Annotated in this window: 15 protein-coding genes; 7 read left to right on the top strand and 8 right to left on the bottom strand. The window is 67.4% G+C overall.

What is annotated here, in order from left to right; translation table 11 throughout:
- Window positions 1-84 precede the first annotated feature (84 nt).
- Complete coding sequence (locus tag WKF39_RS16135) at window positions 85-912, bottom strand: DMT family transporter (protein WP_340390286.1); 828 nt, start codon at window positions 910-912, stop codon at window positions 85-87.
- 59 nt (window positions 913-971) lie between these two features.
- Between WKF39_RS16135 and WKF39_RS16130 the strand changes: the two genes are divergently transcribed.
- Complete coding sequence (locus WKF39_RS16130; protein ID WP_340390284.1) at window positions 972-1,604, top strand: hypothetical protein; 633 nt, start codon at window positions 972-974, stop codon at window positions 1,602-1,604.
- A 2-nt stretch (window positions 1,605-1,606) separates the two neighbouring features.
- Here the strand turns inward: WKF39_RS16130 and WKF39_RS16125 are convergent, their stop codons facing one another.
- The 3 genes from WKF39_RS16125 to WKF39_RS16115 are packed head-to-tail and all read right to left on the bottom strand — an operon-like array spanning window position 1,607 to window position 3,632.
- The gene (locus WKF39_RS16125; protein ID WP_340390282.1) at window positions 1,607-2,191 is read right to left on the bottom strand and encodes a TetR family transcriptional regulator; all 585 of its coding nucleotides are present in this window, start codon (window positions 2,189-2,191) and stop codon (window positions 1,607-1,609) included.
- Window positions 2,188-2,916: an ABC transporter permease gene (locus WKF39_RS16120; protein WP_340390280.1), complete on the bottom strand. Its 729-nt coding sequence runs from the start codon at window positions 2,914-2,916 to the stop codon at window positions 2,188-2,190. Before WKF39_RS16120 ends, WKF39_RS16125 begins: the two co-directional genes overlap by 4 nt.
- The gene (locus tag WKF39_RS16115; RefSeq protein ID WP_340390278.1) at window positions 2,913-3,632 is read right to left on the bottom strand and encodes an ABC transporter ATP-binding protein; all 720 of its coding nucleotides are present in this window, start codon (window positions 3,630-3,632) and stop codon (window positions 2,913-2,915) included. Before WKF39_RS16115 ends, WKF39_RS16120 begins: the two co-directional genes overlap by 4 nt.
- 64 nt (window positions 3,633-3,696) lie before the next feature.
- Here WKF39_RS16115 and WKF39_RS16110 point away from each other — a divergent pair, with 64 nt between their 5' ends.
- The 3 genes from WKF39_RS16110 to WKF39_RS16100 all read left to right on the top strand — a co-directional run bounded on the left by WKF39_RS16110 (window position 3,697) and on the right by WKF39_RS16100 (window position 7,457).
- Window positions 3,697-3,852, top strand: coding sequence for a hypothetical protein (locus WKF39_RS16110; protein ID WP_340390276.1), 156 nt, complete (start codon window positions 3,697-3,699; stop codon window positions 3,850-3,852).
- Between the two features lie 85 nt (window positions 3,853-3,937).
- The gene (gene purL, locus WKF39_RS16105; RefSeq protein ID WP_340390274.1) at window positions 3,938-6,211 is read left to right on the top strand and encodes a phosphoribosylformylglycinamidine synthase subunit PurL; all 2,274 of its coding nucleotides are present in this window, start codon (window positions 3,938-3,940) and stop codon (window positions 6,209-6,211) included.
- Between the two features lie 271 nt (window positions 6,212-6,482).
- Window positions 6,483-7,457 carry an IS481 family transposase gene (locus tag WKF39_RS16100; RefSeq protein ID WP_340386347.1) on the top strand — a complete coding sequence of 325 codons (975 nt, stop codon included), beginning with the start codon at window positions 6,483-6,485 and terminating at the stop codon, window positions 7,455-7,457.
- Here WKF39_RS16100 and WKF39_RS16095 read toward each other — a convergent pair.
- Complete coding sequence (locus WKF39_RS16095; protein WP_340390272.1) at window positions 7,454-10,336, bottom strand: fibrinogen-like YCDxxxxGGGW domain-containing protein; 2,883 nt, start codon at window positions 10,334-10,336, stop codon at window positions 7,454-7,456. The two genes, WKF39_RS16100 and WKF39_RS16095, sit on opposite strands and share 4 nt — an antisense overlap.
- Window positions 10,337-10,423: 87 nt before the next feature.
- Between WKF39_RS16095 and WKF39_RS16090 the strand changes: the two genes are divergently transcribed.
- On the top strand, window positions 10,424-10,777 hold the full coding sequence (locus WKF39_RS16090) for a sterol carrier family protein (protein WP_340390270.1): 354 nt from the start codon (window positions 10,424-10,426) through the stop codon (window positions 10,775-10,777).
- Window positions 10,778-10,794: 17 nt separating this feature from the next.
- On the opposite strand, the gene WKF39_RS16085 is transcribed toward WKF39_RS16090, so the two are convergent.
- The 3 genes from WKF39_RS16085 to WKF39_RS16075 all read right to left on the bottom strand — a co-directional run bounded on the left by WKF39_RS16085 (window position 10,795) and on the right by WKF39_RS16075 (window position 14,579).
- On the bottom strand, window positions 10,795-11,520 hold the full coding sequence (locus WKF39_RS16085; protein ID WP_340390268.1) for a glycerophosphodiester phosphodiesterase: 726 nt from the start codon (window positions 11,518-11,520) through the stop codon (window positions 10,795-10,797).
- A gap of 9 nt (window positions 11,521-11,529) precedes the next feature.
- Window positions 11,530-12,855, bottom strand: a complete 1,326-nt coding sequence (locus WKF39_RS16080; RefSeq protein ID WP_340390265.1) for a glycoside hydrolase domain-containing protein — start codon at window positions 12,853-12,855, stop codon at window positions 11,530-11,532.
- Between the two features lie 158 nt (window positions 12,856-13,013).
- Window positions 13,014-14,579 (bottom strand): long-chain-fatty-acid--CoA ligase, encoded by a 1,566-nt coding sequence (locus WKF39_RS16075; RefSeq protein WP_340390263.1) that lies wholly within the window; start codon window positions 14,577-14,579, stop codon window positions 13,014-13,016.
- A 167-nt stretch (window positions 14,580-14,746) separates the two neighbouring features.
- On the opposite strand from WKF39_RS16075, the gene WKF39_RS16070 reads away from it, so the two are divergent.
- Window positions 14,747-15,211 carry an SRPBCC domain-containing protein gene (locus WKF39_RS16070; protein WP_340390261.1) on the top strand — a complete coding sequence of 155 codons (465 nt, stop codon included), beginning with the start codon at window positions 14,747-14,749 and terminating at the stop codon, window positions 15,209-15,211.
- A complete protein-coding gene (locus WKF39_RS16065; protein ID WP_340390259.1) occupies window positions 15,208-15,543 on the top strand; it encodes a metalloregulator ArsR/SmtB family transcription factor in 336 nt (111 codons plus the stop codon). Before WKF39_RS16070 ends, WKF39_RS16065 begins: the two co-directional genes overlap by 4 nt.
- The last annotated feature ends 5 nt before the right edge of the window (window positions 15,544-15,548 follow it).

The following is a 15,548-nucleotide window of genomic DNA, read 5'->3' as shown; positions in this document are numbered from 1 at the left end:
CCTCTGTCGCCGCTGCCGGGCTTCGCCCGGGCGCCTGCCTCGCTGCGCTCGGCCCCATGGTTCCGTACGGGCGCTTCGCGCCCCTCAGCCGGCGGCAACCAGGGTGACGGCCAGAGCGGCGAAGACGAGGCCAACACCCTGCCAGCCGTGGATCTTCTCCCGCAGGACGACCGCGGCGAGCAGGACCGTGCTCGCGGGGTAGAGCGACGAGATCACCGACACGATCGACAGCAGCCCGTGGTGGGTCGCATAGAGGAACGCACCCTGCGCGGTCGCGCCGAGCGGTCCCATCACCACCGCGCCCCACGCTCGTCGGTCGCGGGGGATCCACACCTGGCGGAGCACGATCGCCGTGACCGCGACGCTCACCAACGAGGTCAGCTGCGAGAGGGCGAGCGGATAGAGGCCGGCGTCCTCACCGATCTGTCCGAGGAAGGTGAACAACAGGCCGAAGCCGACTCCGGCGATGACGCCGTCGATGACTCCGCCGCGATGCGCGGGATTGTCGTCGACGACCCGTGAGATCAGGGCGATCGCCGGGAATGCGAAGAGCACTCCGAGCAGCGCCAGCTCGGAGGGCCGGTCGCCCGTGGCAAGCCCGACAGCCGCCGGGATCAGCGCCGTGCCGATCGCCGAGATGGGGGCCACGACACCCATCCGTGCGGTCGCCAGTCCGCGGTAGAGGAACGCGACACCGAAGCCGCCGCCAAGACCCGCGAGGGCCCCGTATGCCAAGTCGGTGCCGGTCGGTGAGCCCGCCAGGAGGACTGCCGCCAGGAGGCTGAAGACCCCTGAGGACATCTGCCCCACGATCGCGACCTGCCAAGGCGATGAGCGCTTGGCGAAGATCCCGCCGAGGAAGTCCGAGATGCCGTAGGCCAAGGCAGACAACAAGGACAGTGCGATAGCCACCAGTGCAGCCTAGAGGTCTGCCATCAGCGCAACGTGCCTCACCTCCGTACGATGAACCCATGAAGTTCCGTCAGACGAACTCGCTCGGGTCGCAGGCCAACGCCGCGGTCGGTGGTTTTGCGGCGCGGGTCGATGGCCAGACCGGCGAGGTCGCCCAACGTGTGGCAGGCGTCGTCACGGTTGCCGTCCGGGTGCTGCGCATCCCGACCGCGATCCTGTGGGGGCTCTCGGTGCCATTCATCCTCGCCACCTTCGTGCTGGGTGTGTTGGCCGATGGCGGTCTGCGAATTGTCATCCTGATCGCTGCCGCCCTCATGGCTGCGGTGAGCGCAGCGTTCTGGGGGCGCCGCCGGCGCATCATCTGGGCCGTCGCCGAGCCGGACAAGCTCGCCACGGAGCTCGGCATCATGATCAGCCTCAGTGACAAGGTCGACGAGACGCGCGGGGCCCTGTCACAGATCGCCGGCGGCGGAGGGTGGCGCATCTTCAACCGCCTCAAGGGCGTGTGGGGCGGTGTGTCGATGACCGGTCGATGGATCGACGGCATCGGCGACCTGCAACGCGCCCGATACTTCGCCCCGCCCAAGATCGGGACGACCGTCACGATCGCCGTGGCCGCGTTCTGGCTCGTGCCGGTATCGGTTCTCGTGGCACTGTTCGCCATGATCGGCACGATTGCCGGATCCGCCTGAGCTCAGCTCATCAGAGGCTGCATCCCCGGGGCATACAGACGTACGACGTCGTCGACGGATGCGTCGGCCAGGGGAGCGATGCGGACGACATACCGAAGGGTGGCCATGCCGATCAGCTGGCTGGCTATCAGCGGAGCGCGCAGCTCGCGATCTTCGCCCTCCAGCGCACCGAGCAGGGAGCTGATCAGGACGTTCTGCGCCAGCTGGAGCACAGGCGCCTCGGAGTCACCGGACCCCAGAGTCGTCCGGATCAGGGTGCTGAAGACCTCGCGGTGCGGGTCCCACGCCTCGAGGAACGTCCGCAGCAATCGCTCGGCCATGCCATCCGGCCCGCCCTCGATGACCGATCCGATCTTGTCCACCGGGTTGACCGGCAGCTCCATCGTCGCGACCAGCAGACGGGCCTTGTCGCCGAAGTAGTGGCTGATCAGGCTGACGTCGACTCCGGCTTGGCGGGCGATGGCGCGCATCGAGACGCCGTTGAATCCCTTCGCCGCGAACTGCGTGCGGGCCGTGTCGAGGATCGCCGTGCGACGGTCAGCCGGGTCGCCGGCCGGTGGTCTGCCTCGCGCGCGCTTGTCGGTCACGGCGTCCGCCGGCGGAGGGTCAGAGCGGCGCCGGCCAGGGCGAGGACGCAGCAGCCGATCAAGATCACGAGGTCCTTGGTCATGGTCGGGGTGAAATCGCTCGTCGAGCCGAGCTCGGTGAAGGCGTCTGTCGCATAGCTCAATGGGAGCACGTCGGACAGCCAGCGGAGCACGTCGGGCATCGACTCCCGTGGCGTGAGCAAACCACACAGCAGGAGCTGCGGGATGACCACGAGTGGCATGAACTGGACCGCCTGGAACTCCGTGACTGCGAAGGCCGACATCAGCAGGCCGAGGGCCGTGCCGAGCACCGCGTCGGTGACGGCGAACAGCACCACGGCCCACGGGGTGTTGACATCCATGTCGAGCAACCAGATCGCACTGGCTGAGGTGATGAGTGACTGCACGAGCGCCGCTGCGCCGAAGGCGAGGCCGTATCCGGCGATGAGCTCCCCCCGGCGGAGGGGCGTGGTCAACAGCCGCTCGAGGGTGCCGGAGGTACGCTCGCGGACCATCGTCACCGAGGTCACGAGGAACATGATGACGAACGGGAAGATCCCGAGCATCTGCGGGCCGATCCGGTTGAACACCCCGGGGCTGCTGTCGAAGACATACTTGAAGAGCAGCAGCAGGATCGACGGCAGGACCACGATCAACGCGATGCTGCGAGGGTCGTGACTCAGCTGCTGGAGCACGCGGCGGGCGGTGGCGAGCGTACGGTTCATGCGGCTCTTCCTTCTGCGATCACGAGGAAGGCCTTCTCGAGGTCGTCCTCTCCGGACTGGGTGCGCAGACCATCGGGGGTCGCATCCGCGATGAGCCGACCCTCCCTCATCAGGAGCACGCGGTCACAGCGGCCGGCCTCGTCCATGACGTGGCTGGACACGAGCAGTGTCTTGCCGGCCGCCGCCAGGCTGTCGAAGAGCTGCCACAGATCGCGTCGGAGGACGGGGTCGAGGCCGACGGTCGGTTCGTCCAGGAGATAGAGCTCGGGATCGGACAGCAGCGCCGCCGCCAGCGAGACCCGCGTCCGCTGACCGCCGGAGAGATCGCCGACAAGTGTCTCGAACTTCTCGGCGAGCCCGACGTTGGCGACGGCATCATGCACCGCTGCGTCATCCGCACCGGTCAAGGCGGCGAAGTAGCGCAGGTTCTGCGCCACGGTGAGGTCGGGATAGACCGAGCTGGCCTGCGTGACATACCCGACCTGCTCGCGTGCGGCGGACGTGCCGGCCGGGCCGCCGAGCACCGAGACGGAGCCGGACTCGATGACCTGTATGCCCGCGATCGCGCGGATGAGGGTCGACTTCCCACACCCGCTCGGGCCGAGAAGACCCGTGACCGATCCGCGTGGAATCGAGATCGACAGATCGGGGATCACGGTGTTCGTGCCACGGATCACGACCAGGCCGGAGACGTCAACCGCCGAAGTATTCAACATACGTTGAATATAAATCCGGCTTGACCAGGAAGTCAACCCGTCTGCGCGACGTAGACTGACCGACATGGCCGAACGGACGCAACGAGATCGTTTTTCGAAGCTGCCCGAGCGCATACGCCTCGAGGACACCGTGACGACGTCCGACACCGACCCCGTGCCCGATCCGGAGGGTGGACGCGACACCGATCGCGACTTCCTGATCCGCTACGGCGCACTCTGACCGAATGGCCGGCGCCTGGACGCTGTCGCGCCGACCGGTCGGACGGTGGTCGGGACCGCGCTGCGGCGACCGATAGGATTCGGCTGTGACTGCAGCCCGCCAGCTCGACTCCGTTCAGCACGCCACCAGCACCCCAGACCAGGCTCAGCCCTGGGCCGAGCTTGGCCTCCGCGAGGAGGAGTACGCCAGCATCCGCAAGATCCTGGGCCGGCGACCTACGGGCGCGGAGCTGGCCATGTATTCGGTGATGTGGAGCGAGCACTGCTCCTACAAGTCTTCCAAGGTCCACCTCAAGAAGTTCGGCGACCTGCCGCAGGAGACCCCGCTCGGCAAGACGCTCGCCGGAATCGGTGAAAACGCAGGTGTGATCGACATCGGCCAGGGGTATGCCGTCACGTTCAAGGTCGAGTCACACAACCACCCGTCGTACATCGAGCCCTATCAGGGCGCGGCCACTGGCGTCGGCGGGATCGTCCGCGACATCCTTGCGATGGGTGCCCGTCCGGTCGCGGTCATGGACCCGCTGCGATTCGGACCACTCGACGCCGAGGACACCCGCCGGATCATGCCGGGCATCGTCGCCGGTGTCGGGGGCTACGGCAACATGCTCGGTCTGCCCAACATCGGCGGCGAGGTCGTGTTCGACGAGACCTATCTCGGCAACCCGCTGGTCAACGCGCTGTGCGTTGGCGTCCTCCGCCATGAGGATCTGCACCTCGCATTCGCTTCAGGGGTCGGCAACAAGGTGGTGCTCTACGGTGCGCGGACCGGCGGAGACGGCATCGGTGGCGTCTCTGTCCTGGCCTCCGAGACATTCACAGAGTCCGCCGAGGGTGGCTCCGGTCCCGCGAAGCGGCCCAGCGTGCAGGTCGGCGACCCCTTCATGGAGAAGCTCCTGATCGAGTGCACCCTCGAGCTGTTCCGCGCGGAGGTCGTCAACGGCATCCAGGACCTCGGCGGCGCCGGTCTCTCCTGTGCGACCAGCGAGCTCGCCTCGGCCGGCGACGGCGGTATGCATGTCGAGCTGGACACCGTTCCCCTGCGCGACTCCACCCTGTCGCCCGAGGAGATCCTCATGAGCGAGTCGCAGGAGCGCATGATGGCTGTCGTCGAGCCACAGCATCTCGACGCCTTCATGGCGATCTGTGCCAAGTGGGACGTCGAGGCAGTCGTCGTCGGCGAGGTCACGGACGGCGAACACCTCGTGATCGACTGGCACGGCGAGACCGTTGTGGACGTGCCGCCGCGCTCGGTCGCCCACGATGGCCCGACGTACGATCGCCCCTACGCCCGACCCGAGTGGCAGGATGCCTTGCAGGCGGACGGCGCCGAGCAGCTTCCGCGACCAGCCTCGGGAGATGAGCTCCGCGATCAGCTGATTGCGATCGTGACCTCGCCCAACATGGCCGACAAGTCGTGGGTGACCGACCAGTTCGACCGCTACGTGCAGGGCAACACCGTCCTCGCGCAGCCTGAGGACGCCGGCGTCATCCGCATAGACGACGAGTCCCACCTCGGCGTTGCGGTGTCGACCGACTGCAATGGCCGGTTCGCCAAGCTCGACCCCTACACGGGTGCGCAGCTCGCCCTTGCCGAGTCCTTTCGCAACGTCGCGGTGACGGGTGCGCTGCCCTTGGCCGTGACCGACTGCCTCAACTTCGGCTCACCGGAGAACCCTGACGTGATGTGGCAGTTCGAGCAGGCGACTCACGGGCTCAAGGACGCCTGCGCGGTGCTTGGCATACCCGTCACGGGCGGCAATGTCTCGTTCTACAACCAGACCGGCGAGACCCCGATCCTGCCCACGCCCGTCGTCGGGATCCTCGGGGTCATCGACGACGTACGCCAGCGCATCACCCACGGGTTCACCGCCGAGGGCAGCCACGTGCTGGTGCTCGGCGAGACCCGCGAAGAGCTCTCCGGCTCCACGTGGGCAGATGTCCTGCACGGCCATCTCGGCGGCATTCCTCCGGTGGTCGACCTCGCAGCTGAGTGCTCGCTGGCCGACCTCATGGTCCAGGCCGCCAAGTCGGGTGTCGTCGAGTCGGCGCACGACCTCTCCGACGGTGGACTCGCAATGGCGCTTGCCGAGGCGTCGTTCCGCAACGGCGTCGGCGTCACGGTCGACCTGGCGGACCCGTTCCTCGACCTGTTCAGCGAGTCGTCGGCCCGCGCGATGGTCGTGGTCACGCAGGATCGGCACGATGAGTTCGTGTCGATGGCGGAGAGCCATGGCGTCGAGCTGGCATCCGTCGGTCGCACGGGAGGTGCCACGATCGAGGTCACGGGTCAGTTCAGCGTGCTGGTCGCGGACCTCAAGGCCGCCTGGCAGGCGACGATCCCGGCAGCTCTGGCTTAGGGCGTGTCTCTCAATTCACCGCCGGCTCGCGTGCCCCCGCATCCCGCCTGACTGCGTTCTCGTCGCTCGCCGCACAACACCGGTGCGCCTCGTTCCTCGGCCTTGTCAGCCGGGCGCGGATGCCACGCTCCCTCATCGACGGCCAATTGAGAGACACGCCCTAGTTGTTCTGTCCACGGACGTTAGGAACGGCGTGCCGGGTGGACATGAGTGAAGACCTCCGGGTGAGGTGTGGAGCAACCACGCGTCCTCACCTTCACCGGAGGTCTTCATGCCCCACGCTAATGCCCCCTTGTCAGAGACTGGTCGGCTTCGTCTGGCCAAGGTCGTCGTCGATGACGATTGGCCGCTGGAACGTGCTGCCGAGCGTTTTAATGTCTCGGTCACCACGGCGCGGCGGTGGGCCAGTCGCTATCGGGCACTTGGCAAGGCCGGAATGGTCGACCGGTCCTCACGTCCGAAGTCGTGCCCACACCAGCTGCCGCGGCGGACCGAGCGCCGGATCGTGGGGCTGCGGGTCTCGCGCCGGTGGGGACCGGCGAGGATCGCTTACCGGCTCGGGTTGAACGTCTCTACGGTCCACCGGGTGCTGACCCGCTACGGGTGTCCGCCGCTGCGCTGGACGGACCCGGCCACCGGGGTCAGGCTCCGCACCTCACGGCGCGAGCGTCGCAGCTATGAGATGGCCGAGGCCGGCGACCTGGTTCACGTCGACATCAAGAAGCTCGGCCTGATCCCTCCCGGTGGCGGCCACCGATTTGTGGGTCGACGAGCAGGCCGGGCCAACAGCGGAACCCGTGGCCGCGGCTACGCGTTCATCCACAACGCTGTCGATGACCGGACCCGGCTGGCCTACTGCGAGATCCTCACCAACGAACGCAAGGAGACCGCCGCCGGGTTCTGGGAACGAGCCCGCGCCTGGTTCGCCGACGCCGGGATCGAGGTCAGAGCCGTGATGACCGATAACGGCTCTTGTTACAAGTCCAAGCTCTGGACCCAGACCCTCGGCGAAGCCAAACACGTCCGCACCAGGCCCTACCGGCCCCAGACCAACGGCAAAGTCGAGCGCCTCAACCGCACCATGATCGAGGAATGGGCATACGCGCGCCCCTACCGGTCCGAATCAGAACGCGTCGCTGAATTCGCCACCTGGCTCCACACCTACAATCACCACCGAGGACACACCTCACTCAAAGGCGCATCACCAGCCGACCTCGTTCCCAACCTGGCAGGACAGAACACCTAGGGCGTGCCGCTGATGACCGCTTCGTGACTGACCCCGGCGGCACCCCGTGAGTTGAGGTGGACCTCAACCGCGAGGGTGTTCGCCCGGTCGCCTGCCCTCAGCATGCTGGCAGGCACAGTGATCGTCCAGGCCCGGTCTGCGGTCTCGTCGCCGGCATAGGTCGTGGGCGTGATCGTCCCGGCCGGCAGGTTCTTGCGCCCGATCTCGGTGCCGTTGAGATAGACCACGGCACCGTCGTCGGACCGGGTGGTGATCGTGATGGTGGAGAAGTCGGCCGGGTCAGCGGTGAAGCGTCGACGGAAGTAGGCGGTCAGTGCGCGCTCTGCCGTCGTGGGTGTGTCGATCGAGGTCTCGGCATTGGGCCCCCAGCCAAGTGGTGCTGCGCCGTAGAGCCACGCGTTGCCGGGCTCCCAGGTCGGGCCCTTCCATCGAGTGTCGACCGGTTGGTCCCTGTCGAACCAATAGGCCCACTGCGCGCCGGCCGGAGACAGCGAGACCGACTCCGCGGGAGCGACTGTGCTGCTCACAGCGGGCGTCGAGGATGAGCGGTTGCCGTTGCCGTCGGTGGCGCGGACGTACCACCGGTCTCCGGCCGCAGAGCCGGGGACCGACACCGACGAGGCGTCAGCAGGGGTCGTCGCGACGACGCGGTTGTTGCGGAGCACCTCATGCGTGGCGCCGGACGTCGAGGACATGGTCCACGACAGGTGGGCTGTCGATCCGCTGAGCGTGGCCTTGAGCGCGCTGGGTGCAGCGGGGGGTGTGTGTGGACGCACCGCAAAACGCGCGAAGCCTCCGGTCCACTGGTTCTTGCCGTCGCGCCCGACGACGGAGGTGTAGTCGCCCCCTGACCACAGGGTGCCGTCGGCGGCGGTCATGAGGGCCCACGGCCCCTCACCGGTGCGGGTGTCGAACGTGGGGGAGAAGGAGGGTATGTAGTCGCCGGTCGAGGCGTTCCACGCGCCCACGCCGCCGATGCGGTCGACCTGCGTGTAGCCGGCTGCCTTGGGAGCGTCGTAGCGCGTCGTGCCGGAGTAGTTCCAGTCGAAGCAGTGGCACGACGCGTAGACGATCCCGCTCCGGGCGGCGATCGCCTGGAAATCACCCCCGCGGACGGTGATGTTGGAGATGCTGAGCTTGAGCGATGACGCGAGGTAGGCGAACAGGTTGTGCTGGCTGCCACCGGTCCACACCCGGGAGCCGACCTGCTTGACCGCCTGCTGGTAGCGAGTCCGTGCCACCGTGGAGCTGTAGACGATCGGCCACGACTGGAATGTCGCGGGAGCACTGGTCTTGATCGCGGCGAGCCCGGGCTTGGACACGGCGGTCTTGCCATCGTCGCCGACATAGCCCTGAGTGAACTGCCCAGCCGCATAGACCATCGCGCCGTCATCGGAGACGTCAAGGGACAGGACGCTTGAGCTCAAGGAGCGTTTGCCGTCGGACTGCAGGATCCCGGTCCCGAGGTTTGGCCGCCACGTGGTGTCGGGAGTGCCAGTTGTCGTGCTGACCCGCACGATGTTGCGGAAGGCGCGGGTCGTGCGGTCGGTGCCGCCTGAATAGCGCGTGAATCCGCCGCCGACATAGAGGTGGTTGCCCGACACATCGAGGGATCGGACCCAGCGGTTCGCTCCCGTGGTCGTCTGGGTGAGCGTCGCAGTGAAGGACGGATCGGTCGCGCCGCTGGTGGGGTCGAGCACCACGAGCGCAGTGGCGACCTTGCCGTTGACCTTTCCGAACTGGCCGCCAACCGCGAGCTTGCCGTTGGGGAGCACGGCCAGGGCCTTGACCTGATGGTCGAAGGTGGGTCGAAAGCTCGAGATCCACTCGCCGGTCCTGGCATCGAATGATGCGAGATAGGACTGCGTGTGGGAGATCGTGCCGGCGCTGTTGCGCACGGTCGTGAAGTTGCCCCCGACGTAGACCCGGGACCCGATCTGAGCGAAGGCCGAGACTTCGGTGGAGTAGTAGCTGGAACCTCCAGCCCCCAGACCGGTCACACCCCACGGGCTCGGCAGGGCGCCGGACTCCGGGATGGCCAGGCCTGCCTGCGAGGGAGTGCCAGAAAGTGGGATCGTGGGATAGGACATCTGGGTCGTCAGCAGCTTGGGTCGCAGATACATCTGGGTGAACGGTGTCGCGTAGTCGCCGCCGGCAACCGTCGAGTAGAGGAAGCTGTCTGCCGCGGTCGTGCCGTTCGGCCCGCTCTTGCCGTAGTTGAAGCCGCGGATGTATCCGTTGGTCGCGCTCGATCTGGTCCAGGCGCGCTGGGTGTCCGTCGAGATCCGCAGGTCGTCGGTCTTTTGGGCCGTTGTCACAGACGTGCCGTCGACCGAGTAGGAAGAGACCGGCAGCCCCGCCGCCAGGGCCCAGGTCCAGCGGTCGCGCTGGGAGATCTTGACTCGGGCTTCCTGCCACCGGCTGCCGGACGTGTCGGTCGCGCGGCGCAGGCGAATCCCGTCGGGCAGCGCGTCGACCCGTCCGCTGTTGAGCAGCCCGTCGATGACCGTGCCGGAGAGCTGCTTCGCCTTCATCATGGCCGCGCCGGACGTCGCTGCGCTCACGTCGGCCGTGGTGCCCTGACCATCGCCACCCTCGACCCAGCCGTGCCGGCCGCGGCCCACAAGAACCCATCCGCCACCGTTGGTGGTCTGGTCGCAGTAGAACTGCGTGGGCACCTGGAGCCGGGGCGTGACGATCCAATAGCGCCCGCTGGGGGCATCCGGATCGTTCTGCTTGATCTCCCAGCACGATGCGGCCGCACGTTCTTGGGTCGTCCCGTCGTAGGTCGCTGCGGCCTCGGCAGGCGCGGCGAAGACAAGGGTCGACGCTACGATCGCGGTCGTGAGCAGCGTGGCGGATCGTGATCGAAGGGTCATGTGTCCTGACGATTTCTTGTGAAGGGCCCACGTATGAGAGTCACAGGGCCCGCGGCTATGACGCGGCGATCGCAGTAGCCTGTCGGCATGGCACGCAGGCCGACACCGCTGTCGCACGAGGAGTTCGCCGAGATCTGTGGGCGGATCGATCTGGGCGAGCCATCTCGCGCCGATCTCAAGGCCGCCACGATGCATCTGGTCGCGCTGATCGTCGACAAGGCGCCCGGCGCGAGCGTCGAGGTGCGGATCCCACCGTTCGCGGCGGTGCAGTGCATCGCTGGCGCCCGCCACACCCGTGGAACTCCGCCGGCCGTGGTCGAGATGGACGCACCGACCTGGATCGCGCTCGGCCGCGGGCGGCTGCGTTGGACCGACGCAGTCGTACGAGCATCGGGTGAGCGCTCAGACCTGTCGTTCTTGCTGCCGCTCGATGAGGCCTGATCCAGACGTGCGCGGACTCAGGTCCGCGCGGCGAATGCCCGCGCCGGGTAGTTCGTGGTCACGAGCCAGACATCCGGGTGGTTCATCCAGTGCTCGAGCTCGTCGGGTCGATCGACGGTCCAGACCAGCAGGGGGAGGCCCCGCCGGCGGGCATAGGCCCTGAGCGACAGCCGGGCGACGAGCTTGTGCGAGACCACGAGGTTGGCTCCGCTGAGCCGCACGCGAAGGCGGGGAAAGGCGGACTCGACCTGAACCAGCCGGCGGACGAACCAGTGGCTCGAGCCCGCGCGCGGACTCGATGAGAGCCCCACCAGCAGGTCTGGCGCGTGCTGGTGTGCCCAGCGCCGCAGCTGCCGGACCGAAGAGTCCTCCGCGGTGGTGAAGATGACGTTGGAGGACCCCAGCGCCGTCACGATGTGGTCGACCAGCGCGATCTCGTCCCCGCGGACCTTGAGGTCGACGTGGGCCTTGATCCGGCCGCTGACCAGGGCGAGCACCGAATCGAGATCGACGAGCTGGGCATCGGCGATCTCGTCACGGCGGTGTCGGGCGATCGAGCGGACGCGGTCATCGTCAGCAATCTCATCGTCATGACAGATCACGGGGTAGCCGTCGGACGTCAGGCGTACGTCGAACTCGACGTAGTCGCACCCCAGCGCAATGGCGGCCTCGAATGCAGCCAGGGTGTTCTGGGCCGGCCGGTCGTCACCAGCGCCGCCGCGGTGGGCCGACACCAGGGCCATGTCGGGAGGCTAGCCTGCGGTCTTGCCGCGCTGGAGGAGCGACCACACCGACGACTCGGTGGTCGTGTAGGTGGTCAGTCCGCGCGCCTCGCGGTAGGCCTTGACGGCCGCGACGGTGTTGGTGTCGTAGAGCCCCGTGAGACTGGGGCGGAGCCCGGCGGCGATCAGCGACCGCTGCAGGCGCCACACCGACTGGCCGACCGAGCCCTGCTTGAGCACCCGCGGGTTGCTGCCGTGCGACAGCAGCGCCGTCCAGGTGGCCGGCGTCGTCCGACCGATCGGGCCCCATCCCAAGGTCTTGCGGAATGCGTCAATTGCCCGGGCGGTCACGCTGCCGAACGTGGTGTTGATCGAGGTCAAGAAGCCCTGCTCGCGCAGCAGGCACTCGAGCGCCGCCACTTCGGGCCCGGTGCTGCCGACTCGGATCGACGGATAGGACGCGAACGACATCTTGACGTCACATGGCAGGTACTGCTTCGCCGGCACCGATCCCTGGCCGACATCGAGAAAGTTCTTGTCGATGTTCAGCGTGCGGCCGCCATAGGTCACGCTGACGTCGAGGACATATTGGTGGATCCGCTGGTGATTGGCCCAACCCTCGTCGGCGAGGTAAGGCCCACCATCGGTGTTGGCGACGTTGTTGCCCCACGCGATCCACATCTGGTCGGGCAGCGTGAAGCCCGTGCGCCCAGACTTGCGAGCGGCGTCGATCGCCGCGATCGCCGCCGAGCCGCTGGAATAGACACCGGACTTGTATCCCTGGCCATGCAGATACTCGGTCCACGCGTCCGCGAACTCCAGGACGACGTTGTCGCAGGCGGACGTGCGGGCGTACCACTCGATGTCGAGATAGGAATAGCTACCGGCGCCGAATCCGTATTTCTTGAGGGCGGCGACGGTCTCGGCCGCGTCGGCGCGAGCCTGTGACCGGGCCGTGGGGACGTCCGTCGACATCCGCTTCTTCTGGACCCTGCTGTTCGGGTTGTTGACGAAGCACGGTGCCTGCCGACCCACGTGGATCGGCAGGAAACGCCAGCCGTGCGATGCGTTCTTGGCGACCCACTCCTTGCTGAGGTGGGGCTGGTAGGCATCGCCGCAGTAGCGTGAGCTGCCCGAGACGTAGATGCCGATCGCGCTGTACGGCGAGCGGGTGTTCCACGCGTCCATGACGCTCTGGCTCGGAGCGACGCATGCATCGAAGCCATATCCGGTGAAGCTGCCGGGCGCCGAAGGGCCTGCGGCCGCAGCGGGTGAGGACAGCAGAAATGTCGCGGCCAGGCCGGTCAGTATGCCGGCGATCGTGGGCCGCGAGGTGGGGGAAGGCACCAGGCGCATCTCATGAGGGTACGGGACAAACGCCGATTTGGTGAGAGGTCCATCACGGTGCGCGTGAGGCGTGTGTGACTCAGGCACCCGCAAACGATACGATTCAACCATCGTGGTCCCGGCCCCTCCCCTGGATGGTCGGGACCACGTTTTGCCTGGCTGGGGCATCACACTTGGCGGGCGCCCTCGCCCCAGTAGGGCTTGCGCAGGTCCCGCTTGAGGATCTTGCCGGACGGGTTGCGGGGCAGTGCCTCGACGACATCGATCGACGAGGGCGACTTGTAGCTGGCGAGCCGCTCTCGGGCGTACGCGATGAGCTCCTCCGGTGAGGCTGACTGGTCGGGCTTGAAGGCCACGACCGCCTTGACCGCTTCGCCCCACTTGTCGTCCGGCACCCCGATGATCGCGATCTCCGCGACGGCAGGGTGCTCGGCCAGGATCCGCTCGACCTCGGGGGAGTAGACGTTCTCACCGCCGGTGATGATCATGTCCTTGATCCGGTCCTCGATGAACAGGAAGCCGCCCTCGTCGACCCGGCCGAGGTCACCGGTGCGCAGCCAGCCGTCGGGGGTCAGCAGCTCCGCGGTGGCGTCGGGCCTGCCGAGGTAGCCGATCGTGGCCTGTGGGGTGCGGAACCAGACCTCGCCCGACTGACCCTGCGGCACGTCCTGGAGAGTCACGGGGTCGACGATGCGCATCTCGGCATGATCGACCGGCTTTCCGGCGGAGACGAGTCGTTCGGGATGGTCGGTGTCGCGATGGGCTTCGTCGTTGAGGGCCGTGATGACCCCGCCCATCTCGGTCATGCCGTAGACCTGTTGGAACTCGGTGTCGGGCCAGGCCTCCATCGCAGCCCGCAGCACCGGGAGCGGCATGGGTGCGGCGCCGTAGCCGAAGGACTTGAGCTTGCCGAACAGGCCCATGACCTGTGGGCCGGCGGCGATGAGCGCGGCGACGACCGCTGGCACGAGGAAGACGTGAGTGCAGCCGGCCATGATCCCGCCGGCGAGCAGAGCGCCGTCGACCTCGCTGATGATGTAGCCGGGTGCGCCGACGACCGGACCCAGCAGGGCGTAGGACGTGCCGCCCACGTGGAACATCGGCATCGCGACGAGCAACATGTCGCCGTCGTCATAGGTCGCGTCGCCGAGCCCGTTGACGCTGTGCTCGACCAAGGCGTGCTGGCTGAGCTGGACTCCCTTGGGGCGTCCGGTCGTCCCCGAGCTGTACATCACGACGCAGATGTCGTCCGGCTCCACCTCGGAGTGCCGGTCGGCCGGCGTTGCGGTGGCCAGCCACGCGTCGAACTCGTCATCATCGCCGCCCACGACGATGACCCGCTTGACGTGGTCGAGGCGGTCGCGGACCAGGGTGAACTGCGGGAGGAGCTGGTGCCCGACGAAGACGACCTCGGCTCCGCAGTCGTTCAGGACGTAGTCGAGCTCGTCGCCGGCCAGTCGCCAGTTGACGACCGTGGTGGCGGCCCCGAGCTGGCATCCGCCGAGGAGGACCTGCAGGACCGCCGGATTGTTCTTGTCGAGGATCGCGACTCGATCGCCGCGCTGTACGCCCTCGGCTGCGAGCGCCCCGGCAACCTGGCGTACGGACTCCCACGCCTCGCCCCACGACCAGGTCCTCTCGCCGAAGATCCAGCACGGCTTGTCTGGTCGCTCGGTCGCACGATGCGAGAGGAAGTCAGGCAGGAACGTGGCGGGAGGAATGGAGATCGGCATGGGCGCTCCTCGGCTGATGTGACTGGGGTCACGTCAGCGTACGGGACCACTGGCGCGGGAGGAGTAGACCGAGACCAGCCTAAAAGGATAGGCAACCAATGGTTGCGTTGTGAACGAACCGCACCTAGTGTTGTGCGCAACCAAACGTTGCAGAAAGAGAGAGATCCATGGAGATCGGAATCATCGAGCGCGAGATCCACGTCGACGCGTCTCCCGAGATCGCGTACGAAGTCATCAGCAGTCCCGAGCACATCCGGGAGTGGTGGAACGGTGCAGAGACCGACCTGTCGCCAACACCGGGCGCGACTGCTGAGCTCGCTTGGGGAAGGGGAACGGCGGAGCCGCACATCGAACAGCTCACGGTCGTCGACGCGAAACCGCCTCGCGTGTTCTCGTTTCGGTGGGTCTATGAGGGTGCGGACGTGGCGACGCCGACGAATTCGCTCCTGGTGACCTTCGAGCTCATCCCCTCGGGGGCGGGGACCACGGTACGTCTGACCGAGAGCGGATGGCGCGAGAAGGGCTGGGAAGCAGCGGTTCTCGAGGCGGCCTACACCGATCACGTGAATGGCTGGGACATCTTCATGCCCAGCCTCGGCGCGTACGTCACTCGACTGGTGTCGACGCCATGACGGTCGCCATCGATGACGGGTTGTGGTCAGCCATCGGCGACCCGACCCGACGCCGGATGCTCGACCTCCTGCTCGCTGACGGTGCCGGCACGGCCACGACCCTCAGTGACCGGTTGCCCGTGACCCGCCAGGCAGTCTCGAAACATCTGGTGGTCCTGGACCGCGTGGGCCTGGTCCACGTCACCCCGGCCGGACGCGAGCGGCGCTACCGGGTGGACGAGGCGCAGCTCGCCCGAGCGGCCGCACAGCTCGCAGATGTCGGCGCGACCTGGGACGCCCGACTGCTGCGGATCAAGCGCATCGCCGAGGCGATCCAGCGCGCACAGGACTGAGCTGC

This window comes from Aeromicrobium sp. (assembly GCF_037719875.1).
Taxonomy (GTDB): Bacteria; Actinomycetota; Actinomycetes; order Propionibacteriales; family Nocardioidaceae; genus Aeromicrobium.
The sequence above is the reverse complement of the archived record's forward strand: the minus strand, read 5'-3'. Positions and strand labels throughout refer to the sequence as shown.

Excerpts from the sequence above, each read along its gene's own strand:
- WKF39_RS16130 (WP_340390284.1), top strand. The coding sequence starts at position 972 with ATGAAGTTCCGTCAGACGAACTCGCTCGGGTCGCAGGCCAACGCCGCG.
- WKF39_RS16120 (WP_340390280.1), bottom strand. The coding sequence starts at position 2,916 with ATGAACCGTACGCTCGCCACCGCCCGCCGCGTGCTCCAGCAGCTGAGT.
- WKF39_RS16115 (WP_340390278.1), bottom strand. The coding sequence starts at position 3,632 with ATGTTGAATACTTCGGCGGTTGACGTCTCCGGCCTGGTCGTGATCCGT.
- WKF39_RS16110 (WP_340390276.1), top strand. The coding sequence starts at position 3,697 with ATGGCCGAACGGACGCAACGAGATCGTTTTTCGAAGCTGCCCGAGCGC.
- WKF39_RS16100 (WP_340386347.1), top strand. The coding sequence starts at position 6,483 with ATGCCCCACGCTAATGCCCCCTTGTCAGAGACTGGTCGGCTTCGTCTG.
- WKF39_RS16095 (WP_340390272.1), bottom strand. The coding sequence starts at position 10,336 with ATGACCCTTCGATCACGATCCGCCACGCTGCTCACGACCGCGATCGTA.
- WKF39_RS16090 (WP_340390270.1), top strand. The coding sequence starts at position 10,424 with ATGGCACGCAGGCCGACACCGCTGTCGCACGAGGAGTTCGCCGAGATC.
- WKF39_RS16085 (WP_340390268.1), bottom strand. The coding sequence starts at position 11,520 with ATGGCCCTGGTGTCGGCCCACCGCGGCGGCGCTGGTGACGACCGGCCG.
- WKF39_RS16080 (WP_340390265.1), bottom strand. The coding sequence starts at position 12,855 with ATGCGCCTGGTGCCTTCCCCCACCTCGCGGCCCACGATCGCCGGCATA.
- WKF39_RS16075 (WP_340390263.1), bottom strand. The coding sequence starts at position 14,579 with ATGCCGATCTCCATTCCTCCCGCCACGTTCCTGCCTGACTTCCTCTCG.
- WKF39_RS16070 (WP_340390261.1), top strand. The coding sequence starts at position 14,747 with ATGGAGATCGGAATCATCGAGCGCGAGATCCACGTCGACGCGTCTCCC.
- WKF39_RS16065 (WP_340390259.1), top strand. The coding sequence starts at position 15,208 with ATGACGGTCGCCATCGATGACGGGTTGTGGTCAGCCATCGGCGACCCG.